This window comes from Rhodoferax lithotrophicus, assembly GCF_019973615.1.
In the GTDB taxonomy this organism is placed as follows: domain Bacteria; phylum Pseudomonadota; class Gammaproteobacteria; order Burkholderiales; family Burkholderiaceae_C; genus Rhodoferax; species Rhodoferax lithotrophicus.
Genome location: NZ_AP024238.1, coordinates 2,908,822 through 2,931,700 on the forward strand (window position 1 = coordinate 2,908,822; position 22,879 = coordinate 2,931,700).

A 22,879-nucleotide genomic window follows, 5' to 3' on the forward strand; every position below is an offset into this window, starting at 1 on the left:
TCGCACAATCCAAAGTTCTTTAATCCGTTCACAAGGAGCACACACCATGGTCACAACCAAAAAAACCAGTACATCCAAGCCTGCCGCAGTGGCGACACCACCTGCTGCTAAAACCGTGGCAGTGAAGAAAACGGTCACCAAAAAATCAAACGTTTCTGAGGTGATCGAAAAAGTACCTGCTGTGGTTGCAGAGCCAAGCAAAACGGTCAAAAAACCATCCACAAAGACAAAATCTGAAGCAAAACCCAAAACCGGCACAACCCCAACAGTCCAAGACAAGACAAAACCATCACTGAGTCCGGAACAACGAAAACACTATGTGGAAGTGGCCGCTTTCTATATTGCCGAGCGTCGAGGTTTTGCTCCAGGGAATCCTGCTGAGGATTGGATTGCGGCAGAACTGGAAGTTGATCGCCTGATTGCAAGTGGTCAATTTAATTAACTGACTATTGCGCGCATCCAGTCGGGCAAGTTGATCGCCTTTTGTTTCGGGAAATCTACCCAAATGGTAGTGGCTCCGCCTGCGGCATAGATCACACCAGGCTGATCCACCATTTCCATGGTGGCCCACGTTTCAAAGGTAGTCCTGCCCGGGTCACTGGTAAACATCTTGACCAGCACATCACCTGGATATTCAAGCTGCTTGTAAAAATTACAAAATGCATTCACGATCACCGGTCCTTGACCCAAGGGATTAGGCATGCACCCTGCAGCGTGCATCCAGTCCACGCGGCAGCTTTCCAGGTATCGGAAATAGGTGGTGTTATTAACGTGCCCCATGGCATCCATGTCACCCCAGCGAATGGGAATGACCAGCTCATAAACCAGTTTTTTTTGCTCGGGTAATTCAAATTTCATGAGCGACTCCTTCGTTTTGAGGTTTTCATCGAGAAACCGCTCGGGCAATGCCAGTCAGAGGTGTTCGCTGCAAAAACCTCCATCACCAGCAGTGCTGCGCCATGACGTGTAAACACGGATCGACGGGCAGGTAATGCTCGCGACCTCTGAGAAATGCCAGTTGCTTTTTGCCAGTGTTGCACCACTTTACGTTGCACCATCCCTTGTCGGTGCAAAATTTTGAACTCCAGCGGTTGACGTGAAATACCAATTCGGTTGAACAACACATCTGCCAATGGACGGCTACCCAATCCACGAACTGATCGCCAAGGACCAACAGAATCGAGGAACGTTGTCACACTGCGGGCAAACACCATCGGTTTACCATCCACACACAACAACACCTCGCGCGCATATCCCACACGCATAGCTCTCAAACCAAGACCTTGGGCCTCATCTGCAGACAGCGGTTGACGACCTTGCGACAACACCTGAACACTGAACACATCTCCAGTGAACGCCAACCGCGCACTAAGAGAGCCAGAAGCTTGCAACCAGCATCGCAAAGTACCGCGTACTGAAGAAAAATTCAGCCATCTCATGCCTGACGCACCTTGCGGGAAACCCGAAAACCATACATGTTCAGATCGAACATTCCTATCATTGGTCTGAAAACCGTCGCAGTCCGAGTTACAACATTAGACCCCGAATCCATCGTCGGCAGAAATCACAGCTCCATTGATGAAATGGCTCTGATCCGAACATAACATTACCAACAATGCATCCAAGTCTTGTGGATGTCCAACGCGTTTACGTGGCAGCATTTGGACAAGTTTTTGCCCTTGATCGGTTTGCCAATGTGCATGGTTAATTTCGGTGTCAATGTAGCCCGGACAGATTGCATTCACATTGATGCCAAACTTGCCCCACTCCAAAGCCATGGCTTTAGTCATTTGAATCACTGCCGCCTTGCTCATGCAATAAATACCAATTTTGGGTAACACTTTGAGACCAGCCATACTGGCCACATTGATGATGCGCCCACCCGTGAAACTTCCAGGAGCAGCCCCCTGGGAGCGTGCCAGCATGCGCTTACCTACCTCCTGAGCCACAAAAAATGCACCTTTGACGTTGGTATCGAATACGAAATCAAAATCACCGCTGCTGACATCCTGAATACGCTGGGTGGTACTGACCCCTGAGTTATTCACCAGAATATCGATAGAACCAACCTCAGTCTCTGCATGCGCTACGGCAGATCGGATAGAGGCTTGATCCATCACGTCCAATTCAAGCACATGGGCATCGCCGCCCTCGCCATCAATTTGGGCACGCAATTCTTTGAGTTTTTCAACCCGGCGACTGGCCAGCACCACTGCAGCCCCCGCACTGGACAAGGTGCGAGCAAACTGTGCCCCCAATCCACCGGAAGCCCCCGTAATAAAGGCCACCCGACCTGACAAATCAATGTTGTAAGACATGGCTATCTCTCCAAAATGAATAGAACGATCGTTCTATTATGGTGAATCTATTACCTAAAATCTGGATTTGTCGAAGACAATTCACTTTCAGTTCAAGACAACTTCACCTTGGCTTGAGTTTAATCAGTTGACGGTAGAACAAAGCCTTCTGTTTCCATGCTTTGGTCTCTGCCGTGATGTTCATTCAGTGAGGAACCCCATGACCCCGCAAGAAATTCTGACCCAATACGGCCCACGTGAATCCATGGACTACGACGTGGTCGTGGTCGGGGGTGGCCCGGCTGGCTTGTCCACCGCCATTCGCCTGAAACAACTGGCTGCTGAAAAAGGCCAGGAGATCTCGGTCGTGGTGCTGGAAAAAGGCTCCGAGCCAGGAGCCCACATCCTCTCCGGTGCGGTGCTTGACCCGCAATCCCTCACCGAACTCCTGCCCAACTGGAAAGCTGACGGTGCACCACTGAACCAGCCGGTGACCGATGAGGCCATGATGTTCCTGAGCGAGACCACGGGCTACCGCACCCCCAACATGTTCCTGCCCGCATGCAGCCAGAACCACGGCAACTACATCATCAGCCTGGGGGCACTTACCCGCTGGCTGGCCCAGCAAGCGGAAAACCTGGGTGTGGAAATCTTCCCCGGCTTTGCCGCCGCTGAAGTGCTGTACACCGAAACCGGTGCCGTCAAAGGGGTCGCCACCGGCAACATGGGCGTGGAAAAGTCAGGTGAACCCGGCCCCAACTTCCAGATTGGCATGGAGCTGCTGGGCAAATACACCGTGTTTGCCGAAGGCTCACGCGGCCACCTGGGCAAACAAGTGATTGCCAAATTTAATCTCGACGAGGGTTGTGACCCCCAAAGCTACGGCATCGGCATCAAGGAGCTGTGGGAGGCTGAACCCTCACGCCACCAACCCGGTCTGGTGCTGCACACGGCCGGCTGGCCCATGGACAACGCCACCTATGGCGGCTCTTTCCTGTACCACATGGAAGACAACAAGATTGCCATGGGCTTCATCACCGGTTTGAATTACACCAACCCGTACCTCAGCCCGTTTGAGGAATTCCAACGCTGGAAGACCCACCCGAACATCCGCTGGTACCTGGAAAACGAGAAGGGTGAAGTGACTGGCAAACGGATTGCCTACGGCGCACGCGCCATCACCGCCGGGGGCTTGATGTCCCTGCCCAAAACCGTGTTCCCCGGTGGGGCACTGGTGGGCTGTGATGCGGGCTTTCTGAATGTGAGCCGCATCAAGGGCAGCCATGCGGCGATCAAGTCCGGCATGTTGTGTGCAGAAGCGGCTTATGCAGCGGTGACAGCCGGACGGGCACAGGATGAGTTGAGCGCTTACCCAGAAGCGTTCGAAGCCAGCTGGCTCTATACCGAGCTGAACAAATCACGCAACTTCAAGGCCTGGTTCAAACATGGCCTGCGCGTGGGCACCTTGATGAATGGCCTGGAGCAGTTTGGCCTGAAAGGCAACATGCCCTGGACCATTCGCCGTGACAAGCCTGACCATGCGTACCTGAAGCCCGCCGCAGAATGCAAACCGATTGATTACCCCAAACCCGATGGCAAGCTGACCTTTGACCGCCTCTCCAGCGTGTTCATCAGCAGTGCCGCGCATGAAGAGAACCAGCCTGCGCATTTGACTTTGAGGGATGCGTCAGTACCTGTCAACATCAACCTGGCCAAGTTTGCGGGCCCGGAGGCACGTTACTGCCCGGCCGGGGTGTATGAGTTTGTGAAGAATGACAACGGCACAGATCGACTGCAGATCAATGCCGCCAACTGTGTGCATTGCAAAACTTGTGACATCAAGGACCCGACGCAGAACATCGTCTGGGTCACGCCTGAGGGCGGCGGGGGGCCTAATTATTCGGCGATGTAAGCCAGTGCGGACTCCTATGGCGTTGAATTTCTGGTGAAGCCCGGCGGCACCACACAGAGTGATATCTGCTCAACGATGAAGAGCTGGCTCGAGCAAAAAATGACTCTCAATATGCTTAATCAGTCATGATTCCGGCATTTCGGCCTCACAAGCTGCAGCTAGAATCCACTCGTTCAGGAGAGAGCACCGCTTGCAAGCCGTGCCGCCGAAGGCGCAGGAGCCAGCTTTGCTGGCGATGAACGCTCAGGCAAAAGGACTGACACACGCCTTGCAAAAGGCGTTTCCCAACTGGAGAGAGGCGGCATTCAATGCCGTCCACCGAAGGAGCAAACCTGCATCGCCAGGTGAATCTCTCAGGTAAAGCGGACAGTGGGGGCAGCCCATGACTTGGCTCACCGCCAGGTTATGGAACATGGTTAGCCCCTTAGCTCGATTGGAGACCTGATGTCCGCCCCTGAATCCCTTCTGAATGTTCCCCTAAACGACTTGCACATCACCCTGGGTGCCCGCATGGTGCCGTTTGCTGGCTATTCCATGCCGGTGCAATACCCGGTCGGCCTGATTGCCGAACACAAACACACCCGCAGCGCCGCCGGTCTGTTCGATGTGTCCCACATGGGCCAGTTGCGACTGGTCGGCCCCGATGCCGCCGCTGCCTTCGAGAGCCTGATTCCGGTCGACGTGATCGACCTGCCGGTGGGCAAACAGCGCTACGGCCTGCTGCTCAATGACGAAGGCGGCATCTTGGACGACCTGATGTTTGTCAACCGGGGCACCGACATCTTTGTCATCGTGAATGGTGCCTGCAAGGTGGCCGACATTGCCCACATCCAGGCAAAAATCGGCTCCCGCTGCGAGGTGATCCCCATGCCTGAGCGTGCCCTGCTGGCATTACAAGGCCCGCAAGCCGTGACCGCCCTATCACGCTTGGCACCGGGCGTGGAAAAACTGGTGTTCATGACCGGCGGCCACTTCACGGTGAACACCGGCACCCAACAGATCGACGTGTTCCTGACCCGCAGCGGCTACACCGGCGAAGACGGTTTCGAGATCTCTGTGCACGCCTCCGATGCCCTGGCCCTGGCCAACGCCCTGCTGGCGCAACCCGAAGTCAAGCCCATCGGTCTGGGGGCGCGCAATTCGCTGCGCCTGGAAGCTGGCCTGCCCTTGTATGGCAATGACATCGACACTGGCACGACACCGGTTGAAGGTGCACTGCAATGGGCCATCCAGAAAGTTCGCCGCGCCGGTGGTGCCCGCGCAGGCGGCTACCCAGGCGCTACAAAAATCACAGCGCAACTCGCGAATGAAGCGGCGGCTACAGGCAAAAAACGTGTAGGACTTGTGGCCCTGGAGCGAATTCCGGTGCGTGAACACACCGAGCTGCAAAACCTGGCGGGCGAGCGCATTGGCGAGGTCACCAGCGGCCTGCTTGGCCCCACCATCGACAAACCGATTGCCATGGGTTATGTACCACTCGAGCTGGCCGCCCTGGGCAGCCGCGTCAACGCCATCGTGCGCGGCAAAGCCGTGCCCATGGAAGTGGTCGCCATGCCGTTTGTGCCCACCAACTATTTCCGCGGTTAAGCTTTTTTCCTTTTTCCAACCTTTGATTGAAACACCCATCATGAGCATCAAATACACCCCCGACCACGAATGGATCAAGCTTGACGGCGACATCGCCACCGTTGGCATCACCCACCACGCGCAAGACGCTTTGGGCGACGTGGTGTTTGTCGACCTGCCCGAAGTCGGCAAAACCTACGCCGCCAAAGATGCCGCCGCCGTGGTCGAGTCGGTCAAAGCCGCCGCTGACGTGTACATGCCGGCCAATGCTGAAGTGCTGGAAGTCAACGAAGCGCTGCGCGCCGACCCCTCGCTGGCCAACTCCGATCCGCTGGGCGCGGGCTGGTTCTTCAAGATCAAGCTGGCCAACCCGGCTGATCTGGATGCCCTGATGGACGAAACCAGCTACACCAGCTTCGCGGCAGACAGCCACTAAGCATTACAGCGGCGTGCCCGGCGCGCCGCCACCTCCGGGCAGAGCCTGTCGAAGCCCTCCCCTTTTTCCTGTTTCGCTGGCCCTTTGACAGGCTCGGGGCGAACGGATGATCGAGCCTGTCATGTCCACTACCCCGTCTCTTTCCGAACTGGAAAACTCCTCTGAATTTATCGCCCGCCACATTGGCATTGATGCCGCCGATGAAGCCCTGATGCTCCAGGCCGTGAGGGCCAGCAGCCGCCGCGAGCTGATCGATGCCATCGTGCCGCGAAGCATCGCCCGCAGCCAGCCGATGGACATCCCGGCCCCGGTGACAGAAGCCGCTGCGCTGGCCGAACTCAAGGCGATTGCCGCCAAAAACAAGATTTTCAAAAGCTACATCGGCCAGGGCTACTACGGCACCCACACCCCCGGCGTGATCCTGCGCAACATCCTGGAAAACCCGGCCTGGTACACCGCCTACACCCCCTACCAGGCTGAAATCAGCCAGGGCCGCATGGAAGCGCTGGTCAATTTCCAGACCATGATCATGGACCTGACCGCCATGCCGATGGCCAACGCCTCGATGCTGGACGAAGCCACCGCCGCCGCCGAAGCCATGACGCTGGCGCTGCGCGTGAGCAAGTCCAAATCCACCACCTTGTTTGTGGACAGTGAGGTGCTGCCGCAAACCCTGGCCGTGCTGCAGACCCGCGCCGAGCCTTTGGGCCTCTCCATCAAACTGTGCCAGGGTGACGAAGCCCTGAACGAAGACAGTTTTGCCGTGCTGCTGCAATACCCTGGTGTCAGCGGTGTGGTGCGCGACGACCGCGAATGGATCAAAGCCTACAAGGCCAAGGGCGGCATCGTCATCATGGCCGCCGACCTGCTGGCGCTGACCCTGCTCACGCCACCCGGCGAACTCGGTGCCGACATTGCCGTGGGCAGTACCCAGCGCTTTGGCATGCCCATGGGCAACGGTGGCCCGCACGCCGCCTACATGGCCTGCCGCGACGAGCACAAACGCTCCATGCCGGGCCGCATGGTCGGTGTCAGCGTCGATGCCCATGGCAACCCGGCCTACCGGCTGGCGCTGCAAACCCGCGAACAACACATCCGCCGCGAAAAAGCAACCTCCAACATCTGCACAGCACAAGTTCTGCCTGCCGTGGTGGCCAGCATGTACGCGGTGTACCACGGCCCGAAGGGCCTGAAACGCATCGCCCAGCGCGTGGCCGCCTTCACCGCCGTGCTGGCGCGGGGTCTGCAAGCCATGGGCTTCAGCGTGGCCAATGGCAGCGCTTTTGACACGCTCACCATCGCCACCGGAGACGCTACAAATTCAATAGCTGCTTGCGCACTATCCACGGGTGCTAACCTGCGATTTGTTTCAAATAATTCATTGAGCGTGTCGCTGGATGAAACCACAACCCGCGCCGACGTGCAAGCGCTGTGGGACTTCTTTGCCAGCGCTGGCAAAGCCGCTCCCAGCTTCAGCGACATGGAAGCGGGCAGCACCACCCTGCTGCCAAGCACACTGGAGCGCACCAGCAGCTACCTGGCCCACCCGGTGTTCAACACGCACCACTCTGAGACCGGCATGCTGCGCTACCTGCGCCGCCTAAGCGACTTTGATCTGGCGCTGGACCGCAGCATGATCCCGCTGGGCAGTTGCACCATGAAGCTCAACGCGACCAGCGAGATGATGCCCATCACCTGGCCCGAGTTTGCCAACATCCACCCGTTCTGCCCGGCCGACCAACGCGCCGGTTACGCTGAACTCGATGTGCAACTGCGCACCTGGTTGTGCCAGGCCACCGGCTACGCCGACATCAGTCTGCAACCCAATGCGGGTTCGCAAGGTGAATACGCTGGCATGCTGGCGATTCGCCGCTTCCACGCCGCCCGCGGTGAAAGCCACCGCAACATCTGCCTGATCCCCAGCAGCGCCCACGGCACCAACCCGGCCAGCGCCACCATGGTCGGCATGAAGGTGGTCGTGACCGCCTGCGATGCGCAAGGCAACGTGGACCTGGCCGACCTGAAAGCCAAGTGTGAACAACACAGCGCCAACTTGGCCGCGGTGATGATCACCTACCCCAGCACCCACGGCGTGTTCGAGACCAGCGTCAAAGACCTGTGCGCCCTGGTGCACAGCCATGGCGGGCGCGTCTATGTGGACGGTGCCAACATGAACGCCCTGGTCGGCCTGGCCGCACCGGGTGAATTTGGTGGCGACGTGAGCCACCTGAACCTGCACAAAACCTTTTGCATCCCGCACGGCGGTGGCGGCCCCGGTGTCGGCCCGGTGTGTGTCGTGGCCGACCTGGTACCGTATCTGCCAGGGGCCAGTGAAGGCGCTGTATCTGCGGCCCCCCTGGGCAATGCCGCCGTGTTGCCAATCAGCTGGATGTACTGCCGCATGATGGGTGCCGAGGGCCTGAAATCGGCCACCGAAGTCGCCATCCTGAGCGCCAACTACATCAGCGTGCGCCTGAAAGACCACTACCCCACGCTCTACACCAGCCTGCCGCAAGACGGCAAGCCGGGGCGTGTGGCCCACGAGTGCATTCTGGATTTGCGCCCACTGAAAGAAAGCAGCGGTGGTGTCAATGGTGTGTCGGCCGAAGACGTGACCAAACGCCTGATGGACTATGGCTTTCACGCCCCCACGCTGAGCTTTCCGGTGCCTGGCACATTGATGGTCGAACCCACCGAGAGCGAAACGATCGACGAGCTGGACCGCTTCATCAACGCCATGATCGCCATCCGTGAAGAAATTGCCAAGGTCGAACAAGGTGTCTGGCCGCAGGACAACAACCCCTTGCACAACGCCCCTCACACAGCGGCGGCACTGCTGGGCGAGGCCTGGGACAAGCCCTACAGCAGAGAGCTGGCTGCCTTCCCGGTGCCCGGCTTGAAGCAGTCCAAATACTGGGTGCCGGTAGGCCGCATCGACAACGTGTATGGTGATCGTCACCTATTTTGTAGCTGTGTTCCACAAGCCCAATGATCAAGGGTAGTAGACCACTCTATAATTAGCCCTTTTAGCGAAAAGTACGAGCAGTTTTGAATTGCACAATGGGTTGTGCAAGGGCTGTCGCGGCTAACGCAACTGATGGAGAAATCATGAAAGCAGGCATTCACCCTAACTACCGCGAAATTTGCTTCCTGGACTCGTCCAACGGCTTCAAATTCGTTACTCGTTCTTGCGCCAATGCCAAGGAAATGATCACCATGGAAGATGGCCGTGAACTGCCTCTCTTCAAGTTGGAAACTTCCAGCGAGTCGCACCCTTTCTACACAGGCACACAAAAATCTGTGGACAACATGGGTGGCCGAGTTGAGAAGTTCCGCAATCGCTTCGGCAAAACTGCTGCCAAGTAAGCTACCTCACTCACCCTGTCAAAGGCAGCCGGGTCATTCCGTGCTGCCTTTTTCTTTGCTTCACTTCAAGCAGCTTATTTTGTGAATCACCCCACGCCAGCTATCGTCAGCCAGAAAGCCGTCAAACGCCTCCCACGTTTGGCGTTGCTACTGTTTTGCCTAGCCTATGTGTTACCAGGCTTTTGGGGGCGTGGTCCGTGGAAATCAGATGACATCACTTCATTTGGCTACATGGCAGAACTTGCTCGTGGCGCGACCAATTGGTGGAACCCCACTTTAGCTGGTATGCCACCTGAAGTAGATGCTTTACTGCCTTACTGGTTGGGAGCCTGGTGTATCCAACTGGCCCCAACTTGGGTACCGTCAGACCTTGCTGCCCGGATACCTTTTATGCTGTTATTGCTGCTATCCATGGTGGCTACTTGGTATGGTACGTACTATCTAGCCCGCAGCCCTACAGCACAACCTATCGCATTTGCATTTGGCGGAGAAGCACAGCCCAAGGACTATGCGCGCGCCATCGCTGATGGCGGTGTGCTGGCATTCATTTCTTGCTTAGGTTTGGCACAACTTGGCCATGAAACCACACCAGCACTGGCACAACTGTGCTTTTGTGCATGGCTGTTCTACGCTACAGCAGCTCTTCCTTATCGTCCCTGGACACCTGGCTTAAGCGCAGGAATGGCATTGCTTGGGCTTGCACTCTCTGGTGCACCATCCATAGCTTTGGCTTTGGGGCTAGGGGCATCAGCCATTTATCTCCTTGCTCCTGCATCAATTGAGCCATCAGCGTCCCATAAAAAACTACGGGCTGCTGGACTGCTGACCATGACACTGGCCACAGCCCTTGTCTCAACGGCCTTGCACTTATGGCGCTGGCGCATTGATCTGCCCCAAGCAGATTGGACAGAATGGCAAAGCTTGGGACGGCTTTTCTTATGGTTCACTTGGCCCACATGGCCGCTGAGCTTCTGGACCCTGTGGTGCTGGCGTCGCCAACTTGTGGGTGAGCGTTTCACAAGCCTGCACCTTTGGCTACCAATTCTGTTTGTAATCGTCGCAAGTTTTGCCACTCTAACTACCAGTGCAGCAGACCGTTCACTTCTTCTTGCGCTACCAGCTCTAGCAGCTTTGGCAGCGTTTGCATTACCCACCTTGAGCCGCAGCGTAAGTGCATTGATCGACTGGTTTACGTTGATTTTTTTCACCGGTTGTGCCATGGTGATCTGGATTGTCTGGATTTCCCTACAAACCGGTATTCCTGCACAGCCAGCTGCCAATGTGGAACGACTGGCTCCAGGATTTATTCACAGCTTTTCTATTGCTCCATTTTTAGTAGCTATTAGTGCAAGTCTGATATGGGCTTGGCTGGTTAAATGGCGAGTAGGAAAACACCAGTCAGCAATCTGGAAAAGCTTGATTCTACCCGCCGGAGGATCTGCCCTAAGCTGGCTACTCCTGATGACTCTATGGTTGCCCTTATTGGACTTTGCCCGAAGTTATGAACCCTTGGTGCAACAAGCCACAGCCAGTTTGCCAACCAATCCAGGTTGTGTCGCAATTATGGGTTTGGATCGTAGTCAGATTGCAGCCTTTCAGTTTCATAGCAAGTTGGAATTCAAAACTTGGCATACAAATAGTTCATGCAAATGGGCGATTGCAGACATCACACTGATGCAAAAACACGCAGATTCTTCGCAAAACTTCCAATGGCAATTCCGACGCACGTTAGAGCATCCTGCCGAAAGGAAAACAACCCTAGCCTTGTTTGAGAAACAGACAATACCTCACCTCACCTCACGCCACCCGTGAAGCCGGAAAGATCAAACTAAATACCGAACCCTGGCCGACCGTACTGTTAATTGACAAGGTCGCACCATGCCGCTGCGCAACATGTTTCACAATAGCCAAACCTAAACCTGTACCACCGGTCTCACGAGAGCGGCTCCGATCGACGCGATAAAAACGCTCAGTCAAGCGGCCAAGATGCTCAGCAGCAATGCCTGGTCCTGTGTCAGCTACAGAAAACTCAAGACGCCCATCCGTGAGTTGATGTACCCGAACTTTGATTTCTCCATCAACTGGGGTGTAGCGAACTGCATTGCTGATCAAATTACTCATGGCACTGAGGATCTCACTGAAAGTTCCAACCAACTCCCCGGCAAAACTACAGTCAAATTCAAAATGATGATTTTCTTCATGGTTGGCCCCGATGACTTCAGACAAAGACATGGCATCCGCCTCAAGCTGGCGCATGAGTTTTGACACAGAAGCTCGCAACTCCAATCCAGGAAGAGCGCTACCCTCAAGCTTTGACAGAGTGAGTAAATCACTGACCAGCGTTTGCATGCGATCTGCCTGCTGCGCCATTAGGCCTAAGTAATGCTGGCGTTCAAACTCTTGCAAATCAAGTGTTTGCAAGGTCTCGACAAAGCCAGCCAAAACCGTAAGAGGTGTTCGAATTTCATGCGACACATTCGCTACAAAATCGCGCCTCATTACCTCAGCTTGCTCCAGTGCTGTGACATCACGTGATAACAACAACTTTCGGCCACGCCCATAGGGATGAAGCTGAACAGACAGTGTGACGGGTCTGGAAGGCGTACTTTCACGCCCTGGCATTGTCAATTCTTTTTGATAATCGCCATGAGCCAAATAGGCCGTAAATCCGGGGTCACGTACCAGATTACCTATCGCCTGTTCGAGGTCACGCTGAACATCCAATCCAAAATGTGAAGCAGATGTCTGGTTACACCACTCAATATGCGAATCGCCGTCAAGCAACATCACACCATTGGGGGAAGCCTGCAACGCAGATAAAAAATCTTGCAAGCGGACTTTGTATTCCTGACTTTTTCGTTCACGTTCGCGCAACATACGTCTAACACGAGTCTCGACTTCACCCCATAGCCCAGATGCAAGGCCCCCGTCAGCGGATGAATCAAGTCGCAACCAACGCAATAACTGCGCAATTTTCAAACTGTCCAGCAACAGCCAAATCAATGCAGCCAAAACAAGCATCAACGTAAGAGCGTGGGTGTTAGGCCAAAAATTGTTGATCCAAATCCCTAACAATCCACCGAGGAACAAATAACTAGCGAGAAGAATGAATCGATTCAACATGCACTTATTGTTTTAGGCCTGTTTGATGGGTGCACCTTGAACAGTCAACCGGTAGCCAGCACCACGCACGGTGTCTACCATTTGCCCAGCCAAACCCAAGGCTTCGCGCAAACGTTTGACATGTACATCCACCGTTCGTTCTTCAATGAAAACATGATCACCCCAGACCTTGTCAAGCAGCTGTGACCGACTATGAACCCTTTCGGCATGCGTCATCAGATAATGCAGCAACTTGAACTCAGTTGGCCCAAGTTTTAATGCCTCAGTGCAATACGTCACGCGATAAGTACTGGGATCCAAACTTAAGTCGCCTATTGTGATCACACTTGCATCTTGCTCAGGAGCGCGTCGACGCAACACGGCACGAATACGTGCCAACAGTTCCTTGGTTGAAAAGGGTTTAGCCATGTAATCATCAGCCCCAGCATCCAGGCCTGCGACCCGATCCACTTCATCGCCACGAGCCGTCAGCATGATGATGGGTACAGACTTGGTTCGTGGATGGGCTCGCCAACGCTTAGCCAACATCAACCCACTTTCGCTGGGAAGCATCCAGTCAAGCAAAATAACATCCGGCAGCACGTCATCAAGCTCTGCTTGTGCCGTCGCTCCGTCCATTGCCCAAACTGGCCGAAAACCACTGTGCTTCAAGTTAATTGAAATAAGCTCTGCAATGGCTGGCTCATCTTCAACAATCAATACACCCGGCATGCGCCTCATTTCACCACCGACTCAATTTGCTCCATGGACGAATGACGAACATCCGCTCCCTTCACAATATAGATGATCAACTCAGCAATATTTTTGGCATGATCGCCAATACGTTCTATCGCTTTGGCCAAAAACAACAAATCCAGACTAGGTGAAATCATGCGGGGGTCTTCCATCATGTATGTGATGAGTTTGCGCACAAATCCATCAAATTCCTGATCAATCAAGTCATCCTCTTTCAGGATAGCCAAAGCCGTAGTGGTATCGAGCCTGGCAAATGCATCAAGTGCTTTTCTCAGCAAACCAGAGGCCAAGTCAGAGGCCACACGCAACTCCATAGAAGGCAAGGAACGCGTTGCACCGCTTTGAATGATGGATCGAACCATCCGGGCAATTTTTGCCGCCTCATCCCCTACCCGCTCTAGGTTAGCCGTGGTTTTGGAGATGGCAATCAACAAACGCAAATCACGTGCAGTTGGCTGGCGTCTGGCAATGATGCTTGAGAGTTCCCGATCAATTTCCACTTCCATGGCGTTAACTCTACTCTCCGTAGTGGTGACATCATTGGCAGCATCCACGCTGAATTGCGACAATGCATAAATCGCTTGGCGAATTTGCGACTCCACCAGCCCACCCATCTCCATGACACGGGAGGAAACAGAACCCAGTTCACTGTCGAACTGGGAAGAGAGATGTTTTTCAGTCATGCGCGGTTCCTTGAAAGAATACTAAATCAAATCAATGCAAAAAATAGGGACAAGATACACGGATCAACCGAACCTTCCGGTAATGTAGTCCTCAGTTTCCTGGCGATTGGGTTTGAAGAATATTTGTTCAGTTGCACCGAACTCGACCAAGTCTCCCAGATACATGTACGCAGTGTGGTCACTGCAGCGAGCAGCCTGCTGCATGTTGTGGGTCACAATCACAACGGTGTAATCCGCTTTAAGTTCAATAATTAACTCTTCAACTTTGGCCGTAGAAATCGGGTCAAGCGCTGAGCATGGCTCATCCAGTAACAACACCTCGGGTTTGATGGCTATGCCACGTGCAATACACAGGCGTTGCTGCTGACCACCAGATAAGCTGGAGCCACTTTGCTTAAGTTTGTCCTTGACTTCTGTCCACAAAGCTGCTTTGCGCAAGGCCCACTCCACGCGCTCTTCCATGTCAGACACGTTCAACTTCTCAAATAACTTCACACCAAAAGCAATATTGTCAAAAATGGACATCGGAAACGGTGTGGGTTTCTGAAACACCATACCTACCTTGGCACGCAACAATGCCACATCCTGTTTGCTGGTCAAGAGGTTTTCACCGTCCAGAATGACCTCACCTTGTGCACGCTGCTCAGGGTAAAGCTCAAACATCCGATTGAACACGCGCAATAAAGTTGATTTTCCACATCCTGAAGGACCAATAAAGGCTGTTACCTTATTCTCAGGAATCTCAAGATTGATACCTTTCAGGGCATGGAAATTACCATAGAAAAAATCAAGGTTATTTACCGTGATTTTGGAGGGTACTTTTTTCTCGTTGGTATTTGCAGCAATCATTCATAACCCTTTTATATTCAACAATTAGTTTCAAACTTTAGTACGGGTCAATACCCGTGCCAACACATTAAGCGCCAGCACAGCCAGTGTGATCAAAAATACGCCGGCCCAAGCCAATCTTTGCCAGTTTTCATATGGACTCATGGCAAATTTAAAAATAGTGACAGGCAAACTCGCCATCGGCTCACCAAGGTTGGATGTCCAGAACTGGTTACTCAAGGCCGTAAACAACAACGGCGCAGTCTCTCCGGCTATACGTGCCACAGCAAGCAAGATCCCGGTGACAACACCGGCACGGGCAGATCGCATGGTGATACTCAAAATAACCTTCCACTTGGGTGCCCCCAGCGCATAAGCAGCCTCCCGCAAACCCGGAGGAACTAATTGCAACATGTTTTCGGTAGTACGAATTACCACCGGTATCACGATTAAGGTCAGAGCTGCAATGCCAGCGTAACCAGAAAACGTTTTAAAACGGGTCACAACAATCGCATAAACGAACAGACCAATCACGATGGACGGTGCCGACAACAAAATGTCATTAACAAACCGAGTAGTTCCCGCCAACCAACTCTTGGGTTCAAACTCTGCCAAGTAAATACCGGCCATCACACCTATCGGTGTGCCAACAAAGGTAGCCAGACACACCATCAGGAACGAACCATAAATAGCATTGGCTAAACCACCGTCGTCATTAGGTGCCGGTGTCATTTCGGTCAACACGGACAACGTTAAACCCGAGATACCTAGACGCACGGTTTCAAACAGAATCCAGAATAACCAAAACAAACCGAATGCCATGGCCATCAGTGACAACATTAAGGCCGTTTGATTTACCAGCTTACGCTGGGCATAACGTTGCTCACGAACCTGGGCTAGCGCGGCATCACGTATAAAAATTTCGCTGGTGCTCATGACTTGGCTCCTTCACCTTTTTTCAGTTGCGACAGCAATAACTTTGACAAAGACAGAATCACAAAGGTAATAAAAAATAGCACTAACCCCAAATACATCAATGAAGCTTGGTGTAAACCCTCACCCGCCTCGGCGAACTCATTGGCCAGCGCAGAAGTAATGCTATTAGCTGCTTGAAACAGGCTAAGCGAATCTAGTTGATTGAAATTACCAATAACGAAAGTCACCGCCATGGTCTCACCAATGGCACGACCTAATCCCAACATGATGCCGCCAATGACACCCGCCTTGGTATACGGCAGAACAACCATTGACACTACTTCCCAAGTAGTCGCACCCAAGCCGTAGGCAGACTCTTTAAGCAAAGTAGGTGTCACCTCAAATACATCACGCATCACAGCGGCGATAAAGGGAATAATCATGATCGCCAATATGATGCCAGCCGACAAAATACCGATGCCCACTGGCGGACCAGAAAACAATGCATCAAAATACGGCACGTTCTTGAACACACCCTGCAACGGTTGCTGGACGTAAGTGGCCAAAATGGGACCAAACACCAGTAGCCCCCACATACCGTAGACGATAGAAGGAATGGCCGCCAGCAATTCAATAGCCGTACCCAAGGGGCGCTTTAACCAACCTGGTGACAATTCAGTCAAAAAAATGGCAATACCAAAACTCACCGGCACGGCAATTAGTAGCGCAATGAAGGAAGTCATCAAGGTGCCATAAATCATTACCAGACCACCAAACTCCTCTTTTACAGGATCCCATGTGGCAGTGGTCAAAAAACCAAGTCCATACTTGCTAATTGCTGGCCAGGCACCAACGGTCAGCGAAGCCAAAATAGCAAACAATAATCCCAAAGTTAACAACGCTGCACTTTTGGCAAGCCATGAAAAAATGCGATCCGCCCAGGGACTTGACGGGGCCTGCTTGACAGAAGAAGCTTGGGTCATAACACGTCCAACAGATGTTTCAGATGAATTCAACGATAGTTTTCTGGCCGAAAGTGTAGTGGACATCACAAGCTTTCCATTTCAAAAAATCAGACCCTGTCGGGCAACTTATTTCAGTGCAACTGGGTTGCCAGCAGTATCCTTGACCTTGCCCCAAGATTTTTCAATGCTGCCAATTACACTGTCAGGCAAAGCGACGTAGTCCAGACTGGATGCCAATTTGTCTCCGCTTTTGAATGCCCATGTAAAAAATTTGAAAGTTTCAGTGGCCTGGGAAGGCTTATCCTGTTGTAAATGCATCAAGATAAATGTTGCAGTCGAAATGGGCCATGTAGCCTTGCCTGGCTGATCGGTGATCAGTTGGTAGAACGACTTATTCCAGTCAGCACCAGCGGCAGCAGCCTTAAAAGCCTCTTCACTGGGAGCGACAAATACACCATCCTTGTTTTTCATCAAGGTATAAGTCATTTTGTTTTGTTTGACGTACGAATATTCAACATAACCGATCGAGTTAGGCAAACGATTAACAAACGAGGCCACACCTTCGTTACCCTTACCACCAGCCCCTACTGGCCAATTCACCGCAGTACCCTCACCCACTTTGGTCTTCCATTCCGAATGGACTCGACTCAGATAATTGGTGAAGTTGAAAGTTGTACCCGAACCATCTGCACGACGCACCGGAGCAATGTCAGCATCAGGCAAAGCCAAACCAGGATTCAAAGCTTTGATGGCCGGATCACTCCACTTGGTGATTTTCCCTAGATATATGTCACCCAGCACTTGACCATCGAGCTTCATTTGGCCGGGTGCAATCCCCTTGATGTTGATCACAGGCACAGTGCCACCAATCACTGTAGGAAATTGAAATTGACCTTTTTTAGCCAATACCTCGTCCGTCTGAGGCATATCAGAGGCACCAAAATCAACTGTTTTGGAGTCAATTTGTTTGATACCAGCACCAGAACCCACAGATTGGTAATTAACCTTTACACCTGTCACCTTGTTGTATTCAGCAGCCCATTTAGCATAAATAGGCGCAGGAAACGAAGCACCAGCACCGGTAATACTCTGCGCCTGAGCCACATTACTCAACGCCGTGATGCCACAAAAAGCGACGGCGGTAGTCGCCAAGATGGATTTAAATGCAAATGTCGTCATAAGGAATCCTTTGTTTAATAAACCAGGTTGTAGAACCGTCTTGGCTCAACAAGCGTTAATTTAAGACATTAATATGACAAACATGTGACATTCATCTTTTGTTTAACAATACGTCATCATTACGCACACTACAAATCAATCCGTCATAAAAATTCCTCGCCCTATGCGGTTTTCTGACAGTTCGGTACGGTTGAAATGCTATGCTGACAGCACTGAAAGACACATGCACAACCATGCAAAACACAACACGTCTGGCTGCCGTTGATTTGGGTTCTAACAGCTTTCGGCTGGAAATTGGGCGCATTGAACATGGGCAGTTCTACCGCACCGAATACCTTAAAGAAACCGTACGTCAGGGCAATGGATTGGATGACAGCCGCAACCTGACAATGCAAGCTATGCAACGTGGTTGGGACTGCCTTGCCCGATTTGGTGAGCGATTAGCTGGTTTTGCTGAAACTGAGGTACGTGCCGTAGCCACACAAACATTGCGTGAAGCCCGTAATCGAGACGATTTTTTGGGGCCAGGCATGCTCAAACTAGGCTTTCCGATTGATGTGATTTCTGGCCGGGAAGAAGCACGTTTAATTTACCAAGGTGTTGCTCAAGCGTTGCCCAATATCCCGGAGCGTCGCCTAGTCATCGACATTGGCGGGCGCTCCACCGAAATTATTCTGGGCAATGGGAGAGAACCCCTGCAAATGGAGTCCTACAGAGTAGGCAGCATTGCTTGGTCGATGCGCTACTTTACTGAAAACCAATTTTCCAAGCGTTCATTTCAAATTGCTGAAATAGCCGCCAAAGCAGTTCTTGACGAGGCTCTGCTAATTTATCCCCCTGATCAATGGGATGTCGCCTACGGCTCAGCCGGGACCATCAACGCCGTAGCAGATGTACTGGTAGCTGCCGGATGGCCCGAGGGCTCGGTTAGTCAAGAGGGTTTGGACTGGTTGCTGGAGAAGCTTTTGATTGCTCAAACCACTGAGCGACTGAAACTCGCAGGCATGAGAGAAGACCGCAAAGCCATCATTGGCGGCGGCTTAAGTGTGTTGCGCGCATTGTTTGAATTGCTGGGAATTAAACGCCTGGAGCAAGCCAGCGGCGGTTTGCGCCACGGACTATTACAAGACTTGTTGGGCAATGGGCAAGTGCACACTGATTTAAGAGACCATTCCGTAACACGCTTGGCAGCCAAATTTGGTGCTGAGCCTGCACATGGCCTGCGCGTTGGACATACCGCCAACGTGCTTTTCCAGCAAATGACCAAAGGAGTTATCGATGAACGTGTTAGCCGAAAACTCACTTGGGCAGGACAACTTCATGAAATTGGCAGCCACATTTCACATAGCGATAGCCACAAACATGCAGCCTATATTCTCGACAACACGGATGTCATGGGTTTCGCACTGACTGAGCTTCACAAACTCAGTTTGCTAGTGCTAGGACACAGAGGTAAATTACGCAAGCTGGAAGCCAACTTTGAAGATGCCTTGTTCATTCAGCAACTAATGGTGTTGCGCTTGGCAGTCGCACTTTGCCATGCCCGACGCGACCCTGACCTCAAAGGTATCAACCTGCGCCAAGATCCAAAAAACAATCGACGTTTCACACTAAAGATTTCGGAAGAATGGTCCAAGGCACACCCACAATCAGCCTATCTACTGAATGAAGAAAGTCTATCCTGGCAAAAAACGCCTTGGTCGCTGGAGCTGAATTAAAAAATATACATTAGATCTTGGGTTTATCGCTGTCCGAAACGTTATAGCCATCGGCCACATAAGCAGGGCCTTTCATCAGCCACACAATGACGCAGCCAATGGCCACTGTCAAGGAAGCAATCCAGATAAATACAGCCAAGCCAACCATTACAAAATCAAACGTCTGGAGGTTGTGTTCAATCTCGGCGGAGGTTCCCTGATTGAACACCAGTCTGGCGAGAGCCGACATGCATGCAGGTAAAACCACACCCGCAAGCAACCCGCTGGGCAACATGCGCAACAGACGCACCTCTACGCCATAAGGTGTGCGCTGATAGCCGGGGAGCTTTCCAAGCCAATTCATAGATTCATTTTAAGCAGCCTCTACCCAACAACTTGATTAGAGCCACCTTTGCATGAACTTGGCTTCACCCATGCGTGGATCAAGTTGGTAGTTCTCAAACCCCACACGCCGGTACAACTTTTGGGCGGATGTATTGCCAGCAAGCACTTCCAAAGTGAGCTTGCAAGCACCACGGTCTCGCGCCAACTGTGCAACAAAGTTGAGCATCTGCTCGCCCACGCGTTGACCACGATGACTGGATGCCACCACCACATCATGTACGTTGACCAAGGGTTTGCAAGCAAAGGTTGAAAAACCCTCCACACAATTGATCAAACCTACCGGCATACCCCCTTGGGCATCATCAAAAGCCAGCACGCTAAACATGAAAGGACGGCTTGCTAATGCAGTGGGTAAGTTGGTTCGTGCAACTTCAGACAAGGGCTCGCCTCCACCCATAGGGTCGCGTGCATAACCATCAAGCAGTTGAATCAAGGCATTCATATGCTGAACATTGGCATAGTCGGCTTGGCAAATTTTCAACGGAGTAACCATGTTCATCAATCCTTTAGGCACTGATGGTTCTGGCAATGCGTTGAGCACAGGCCTTGGCTTGTGCCCCATCCCGTGCCTCCACCATCACGCGTACCAAAGGTTCAGTTCCGCTGGCACGGATCAACACACGGCCACTCTGCCCCAACTCAGCCTCAACAGCATGTGTTTCTGACTCCAGGTTGGGGTTATTTTTCCAATCCTGCCCAGGTTTCAAGCGTATATTGATCAGCGTCTGGGGAAACAGCACCACATCGTTGAGCAAATCAGCTAGGCTTTTGCCACTGCGTACACTGGTTTGCAATACTTGCAACGCAGAAATCAAACCATCACCCGTGGTGTGCTTGTCCAGTGCCAAGAGATGACCAGATCCTTCCCCGCCTAGCAACCACTGGTTCTTTTCAAGCTCTTCCAGCACATAGCGATCACCCACCTTGGCACGAACAAACTGAACACCCCGTGATTTCAGTGCCACTTCAACGGCCATATTTGTCATCAAAGTGCCAACGACTCCCGGTACAGGTTCACCGCGGCGCAGTCTGTCGTCCACAATCAGATAAAGCAACTCATCACCATTGAACAGACGCCCTTTGGCATCTACCAACTGCAAGCGGTCAGCATCACCATCAAGCGCCACTCCAAGATCTGCTCGGTGAGCTTTAACCGCATCTATCAGCGCCTCAGGGTGGGTAGCACCCACTCCTTTGTTGATGTTTAACCCGTCCGGGGCGCAGCCAATGGCAATCACTTCTGCACCCAATTCGTGGAACACTTTCGGGGCAATGTTGTAAGCGGCCCCATTGGCGGCATCCACCACAATGCGCAAACCCTTGAGGGTGAGATTATGGGCAAACGTGCTTTTGCAAAATTCAATATAACGTCCGGCAGCATCTTCAAGTCGACGCGATTTACCCAGATTGACGGAATCCACCCACACCGGTGGCTCAAGCAAGGTAGCTTCCACATCACGTTCCCAGGCATCGGGTAATTTGGTGCCTTGTGCGCTGAAGAACTTGATCCCATTGTCTTCAAATGGGTTATGACTGGCGCTGATCACTACGCCCAACGAAGCTCGTTGTGCCCGAGTCAAATAGGCCACACCTGGGGTTGGCAGTGGCCCCAACAGCACCACATCAACACCTGCAGAATTGAACCCACTCTCCAGTGCACTCTCCAGCATGTAGCCTGAAATGCGGGTATCTTTGCCAATCAACACGGTAGGTTTAACCTCGGTACGTTTCAGGACACGCCCCACGGCATGAGCCAACTTGAGTACAAAATCAGCCGTAATGGGCGATTGTCCAACCGTACCACGTATGCCATCAGTGCCAAAAAACTGTCTCGTCATGTGTATTCCCTTGAACGGCTTTCTATAAATAATGAATTATCGTATGGCCGCCAGCACATGCAGGGCTTGCACCGTTTCTTTCACGTCGTGCACTCGCAGCACCGAAGCGCCACGCTCAGCAGCCAATAATGCCGCAGCCACACTAGGCACCAATCGCTGATGTACTGACAACTCTTCGCCTTGTTCTGAATGAACGCCCATACCCGCCAAAGACGATTTACGTGACCAACCGGCCAGCAAGGGGTAACCGATTTCCAGCAGCTCTGTTTGATGTGCGAGTAAAGCAAAGTTCTGGCCCACGGTCTTGCCGAAACCAATACCAGGGTCTAGCATAATTCTGGTCTTTTCGACACCTAGAGCTTGTAAATCAAGCGCAGATAGCTCTAGAAATGTGAGCACCTGAGACACCACATCACCGTGCATGGGCTGCACCTGCATGGTCTGCGGCTCCAGATGCATATGCATCAAACAGACACCACAACGGGCATGAGCAGCGACGACCTGCTGAGCATTTAATGAACAACAAGGATCTTGCCAGCGCAAGGCCCAAATGTCATTGATGATGTCAGCCCCCAGATCCAGCACGGCTTGCATCACCTGTGGTTTGTAGGTGTCTACGGAGATGGGTACACCGAGTGTGACGGCATCACGCACCACCGGTAACACACGGGCCAGCTCATCTTCAACACCCAGTGGTTGGGCTCCAGGGCGTGATGACTCACCCCCGATGTCCAGAATGTCAGCGCCATCGAGCAGCAGTTGTTCACAATGACGCAGGGCGCAAGCAGTTGACCCGTGAAGTCCACCATCAGAAAAAGAGTCAGGGGTAACATTCACGATCCCCATGACTCTGGGTTCCCTCAGGTCGATCTCAAAACGACTGGTTCGCCAAATCATGTGTCTTCTCTCGGAAAAGAAAAACGGGGCTCGCGCC

The 22,879-nt window shown here is 52.7% G+C and carries 22 protein-coding genes and 2 riboswitches; of the genes, 8 read left to right on the forward strand and 14 right to left on the reverse strand.

Annotation, left to right across the window (positions count from 1 at the left end):
- The first annotated feature begins 46 nt into the window (after window positions 1-46).
- On the forward strand, window positions 47-442 hold the full coding sequence (locus LDN84_RS13435) for a DUF2934 domain-containing protein (protein WP_223903961.1): 396 nt from the start codon (window positions 47-49) through the stop codon (window positions 440-442).
- Here the strand turns inward: LDN84_RS13435 and LDN84_RS13440 are convergent.
- The 3 genes from LDN84_RS13440 to LDN84_RS13450 all read right to left on the reverse strand — a co-directional run bounded on the left by LDN84_RS13440 (window position 439) and on the right by LDN84_RS13450 (window position 2,318).
- On the reverse strand, window positions 439-858 hold the full coding sequence (locus LDN84_RS13440) for an acyl-CoA thioesterase (RefSeq protein WP_223903962.1): 420 nt from the start codon (window positions 856-858) through the stop codon (window positions 439-441). The two genes, LDN84_RS13435 and LDN84_RS13440, sit on opposite strands and share 4 nt — an antisense overlap.
- Complete coding sequence (locus LDN84_RS13445; protein ID WP_223903963.1) at window positions 855-1,439, reverse strand: chorismate--pyruvate lyase family protein; 585 nt, start codon at window positions 1,437-1,439, stop codon at window positions 855-857. The genes LDN84_RS13440 and LDN84_RS13445 overlap by 4 nt, the downstream gene beginning before the upstream one ends.
- Before the next feature lie 96 nt (window positions 1,440-1,535).
- Complete coding sequence (locus LDN84_RS13450) at window positions 1,536-2,318, reverse strand: SDR family oxidoreductase (protein WP_223903964.1); 783 nt, start codon at window positions 2,316-2,318, stop codon at window positions 1,536-1,538.
- Between the two features lie 199 nt (window positions 2,319-2,517).
- On the opposite strand from LDN84_RS13450, the gene LDN84_RS13455 reads away from it, so the two are divergent.
- The 6 genes from LDN84_RS13455 to LDN84_RS13480 all read left to right on the forward strand — a co-directional run bounded on the left by LDN84_RS13455 (window position 2,518) and on the right by LDN84_RS13480 (window position 11,389).
- Window positions 2,518-4,209, forward strand: a complete 1,692-nt coding sequence (locus LDN84_RS13455) for an electron transfer flavoprotein-ubiquinone oxidoreductase (RefSeq protein ID WP_223903965.1) — start codon at window positions 2,518-2,520, stop codon at window positions 4,207-4,209.
- Window positions 4,210-4,373: 164 nt separating this feature from the next.
- Window positions 4,374-4,478, forward strand: a riboswitch (glycine riboswitch).
- Window positions 4,479-4,487: 9 nt separating this feature from the next.
- Window positions 4,488-4,589: riboswitch (glycine riboswitch) on the forward strand.
- Between the two features lie 64 nt (window positions 4,590-4,653).
- A complete protein-coding gene (gene gcvT / locus LDN84_RS13460; protein WP_223903966.1) occupies window positions 4,654-5,796 on the forward strand; it encodes a glycine cleavage system aminomethyltransferase GcvT in 1,143 nt (380 codons plus the stop codon).
- Window positions 5,797-5,836: 40 nt separating this feature from the next.
- On the forward strand, window positions 5,837-6,211 hold the full coding sequence (gene gcvH / locus LDN84_RS13465) for a glycine cleavage system protein GcvH (protein ID WP_223903967.1): 375 nt from the start codon (window positions 5,837-5,839) through the stop codon (window positions 6,209-6,211).
- 121 nt (window positions 6,212-6,332) lie between these two features.
- Complete coding sequence (gene gcvP / locus LDN84_RS13470) at window positions 6,333-9,203, forward strand: aminomethyl-transferring glycine dehydrogenase (protein ID WP_223903968.1); 2,871 nt, start codon at window positions 6,333-6,335, stop codon at window positions 9,201-9,203.
- 116 nt (window positions 9,204-9,319) lie between these two features.
- Window positions 9,320-9,577, forward strand: a complete 258-nt coding sequence (locus LDN84_RS13475; protein ID WP_223903969.1) for a type B 50S ribosomal protein L31 — start codon at window positions 9,320-9,322, stop codon at window positions 9,575-9,577.
- Between the two features lie 81 nt (window positions 9,578-9,658).
- On the forward strand, window positions 9,659-11,389 hold the full coding sequence (locus tag LDN84_RS13480) for a glycosyltransferase family protein (RefSeq protein ID WP_223903970.1): 1,731 nt from the start codon (window positions 9,659-9,661) through the stop codon (window positions 11,387-11,389).
- Here LDN84_RS13480 and phoR read toward each other — a convergent pair.
- From phoR to pstS, 7 genes are all read right to left on the reverse strand, one after another.
- Window positions 11,375-12,700 (reverse strand): phosphate regulon sensor histidine kinase PhoR, encoded by a 1,326-nt coding sequence (gene phoR / locus LDN84_RS13485; protein WP_223903971.1) that lies wholly within the window; start codon window positions 12,698-12,700, stop codon window positions 11,375-11,377. The two genes, LDN84_RS13480 and phoR, sit on opposite strands and share 15 nt — an antisense overlap.
- Window positions 12,701-12,712: 12 nt before the next feature.
- Window positions 12,713-13,420 carry a phosphate regulon transcriptional regulator PhoB gene (gene phoB, locus LDN84_RS13490; protein ID WP_223903972.1) on the reverse strand — a complete coding sequence of 236 codons (708 nt, stop codon included), beginning with the start codon at window positions 13,418-13,420 and terminating at the stop codon, window positions 12,713-12,715.
- Window positions 13,417-14,118 (reverse strand): phosphate signaling complex protein PhoU, encoded by a 702-nt coding sequence (phoU, locus tag LDN84_RS13495; protein WP_223903973.1) that lies wholly within the window; start codon window positions 14,116-14,118, stop codon window positions 13,417-13,419. Before phoU ends, phoB begins: the two co-directional genes overlap by 4 nt.
- A gap of 63 nt (window positions 14,119-14,181) precedes the next feature.
- Window positions 14,182-14,967: a phosphate ABC transporter ATP-binding protein PstB gene (gene pstB / locus LDN84_RS13500; protein ID WP_223903974.1), complete on the reverse strand. Its 786-nt coding sequence runs from the start codon at window positions 14,965-14,967 to the stop codon at window positions 14,182-14,184.
- Window positions 14,968-14,997: 30 nt separating this feature from the next.
- The gene (gene pstA, locus LDN84_RS13505; RefSeq protein ID WP_223903975.1) at window positions 14,998-15,882 is read right to left on the reverse strand and encodes a phosphate ABC transporter permease PstA; all 885 of its coding nucleotides are present in this window, start codon (window positions 15,880-15,882) and stop codon (window positions 14,998-15,000) included.
- The gene (pstC, locus tag LDN84_RS13510) at window positions 15,879-16,844 is read right to left on the reverse strand and encodes a phosphate ABC transporter permease subunit PstC (protein ID WP_223912995.1); all 966 of its coding nucleotides are present in this window, start codon (window positions 16,842-16,844) and stop codon (window positions 15,879-15,881) included. Before pstC ends, pstA begins: the two co-directional genes overlap by 4 nt.
- 108 nt (window positions 16,845-16,952) lie before the next feature.
- The gene (gene pstS, locus LDN84_RS13515; protein WP_223903976.1) at window positions 16,953-18,005 is read right to left on the reverse strand and encodes a phosphate ABC transporter substrate-binding protein PstS; all 1,053 of its coding nucleotides are present in this window, start codon (window positions 18,003-18,005) and stop codon (window positions 16,953-16,955) included.
- A 233-nt stretch (window positions 18,006-18,238) separates the two neighbouring features.
- On the opposite strand from pstS, the gene LDN84_RS13520 reads away from it, so the two are divergent.
- Window positions 18,239-19,723, forward strand: a complete 1,485-nt coding sequence (locus tag LDN84_RS13520; RefSeq protein ID WP_223903977.1) for a Ppx/GppA phosphatase family protein — start codon at window positions 18,239-18,241, stop codon at window positions 19,721-19,723.
- 10 nt (window positions 19,724-19,733) lie between these two features.
- Here the strand turns inward: LDN84_RS13520 and LDN84_RS13525 are convergent, their stop codons facing one another.
- The 4 genes from LDN84_RS13525 to folP are packed head-to-tail and all read right to left on the reverse strand — an operon-like array spanning window position 19,734 to window position 22,842.
- Complete coding sequence (locus tag LDN84_RS13525) at window positions 19,734-20,066, reverse strand: hypothetical protein (protein ID WP_223903978.1); 333 nt, start codon at window positions 20,064-20,066, stop codon at window positions 19,734-19,736.
- A gap of 36 nt (window positions 20,067-20,102) precedes the next feature.
- Entirely contained in the window at window positions 20,103-20,600 is a 498-nt protein-coding gene (locus LDN84_RS13530) for a GNAT family N-acetyltransferase (protein ID WP_223903979.1), read from the reverse strand.
- Window positions 20,601-20,613: 13 nt separating this feature from the next.
- Window positions 20,614-21,945: a phosphoglucosamine mutase gene (gene glmM, locus LDN84_RS13535; RefSeq protein WP_223903980.1), complete on the reverse strand. Its 1,332-nt coding sequence runs from the start codon at window positions 21,943-21,945 to the stop codon at window positions 20,614-20,616.
- Window positions 21,946-21,981: 36 nt separating this feature from the next.
- A complete protein-coding gene (gene folP, locus LDN84_RS13540; RefSeq protein WP_223903981.1) occupies window positions 21,982-22,842 on the reverse strand; it encodes a dihydropteroate synthase in 861 nt (286 codons plus the stop codon).
- Window positions 22,843-22,879: the final 37 nt, after the last annotated feature.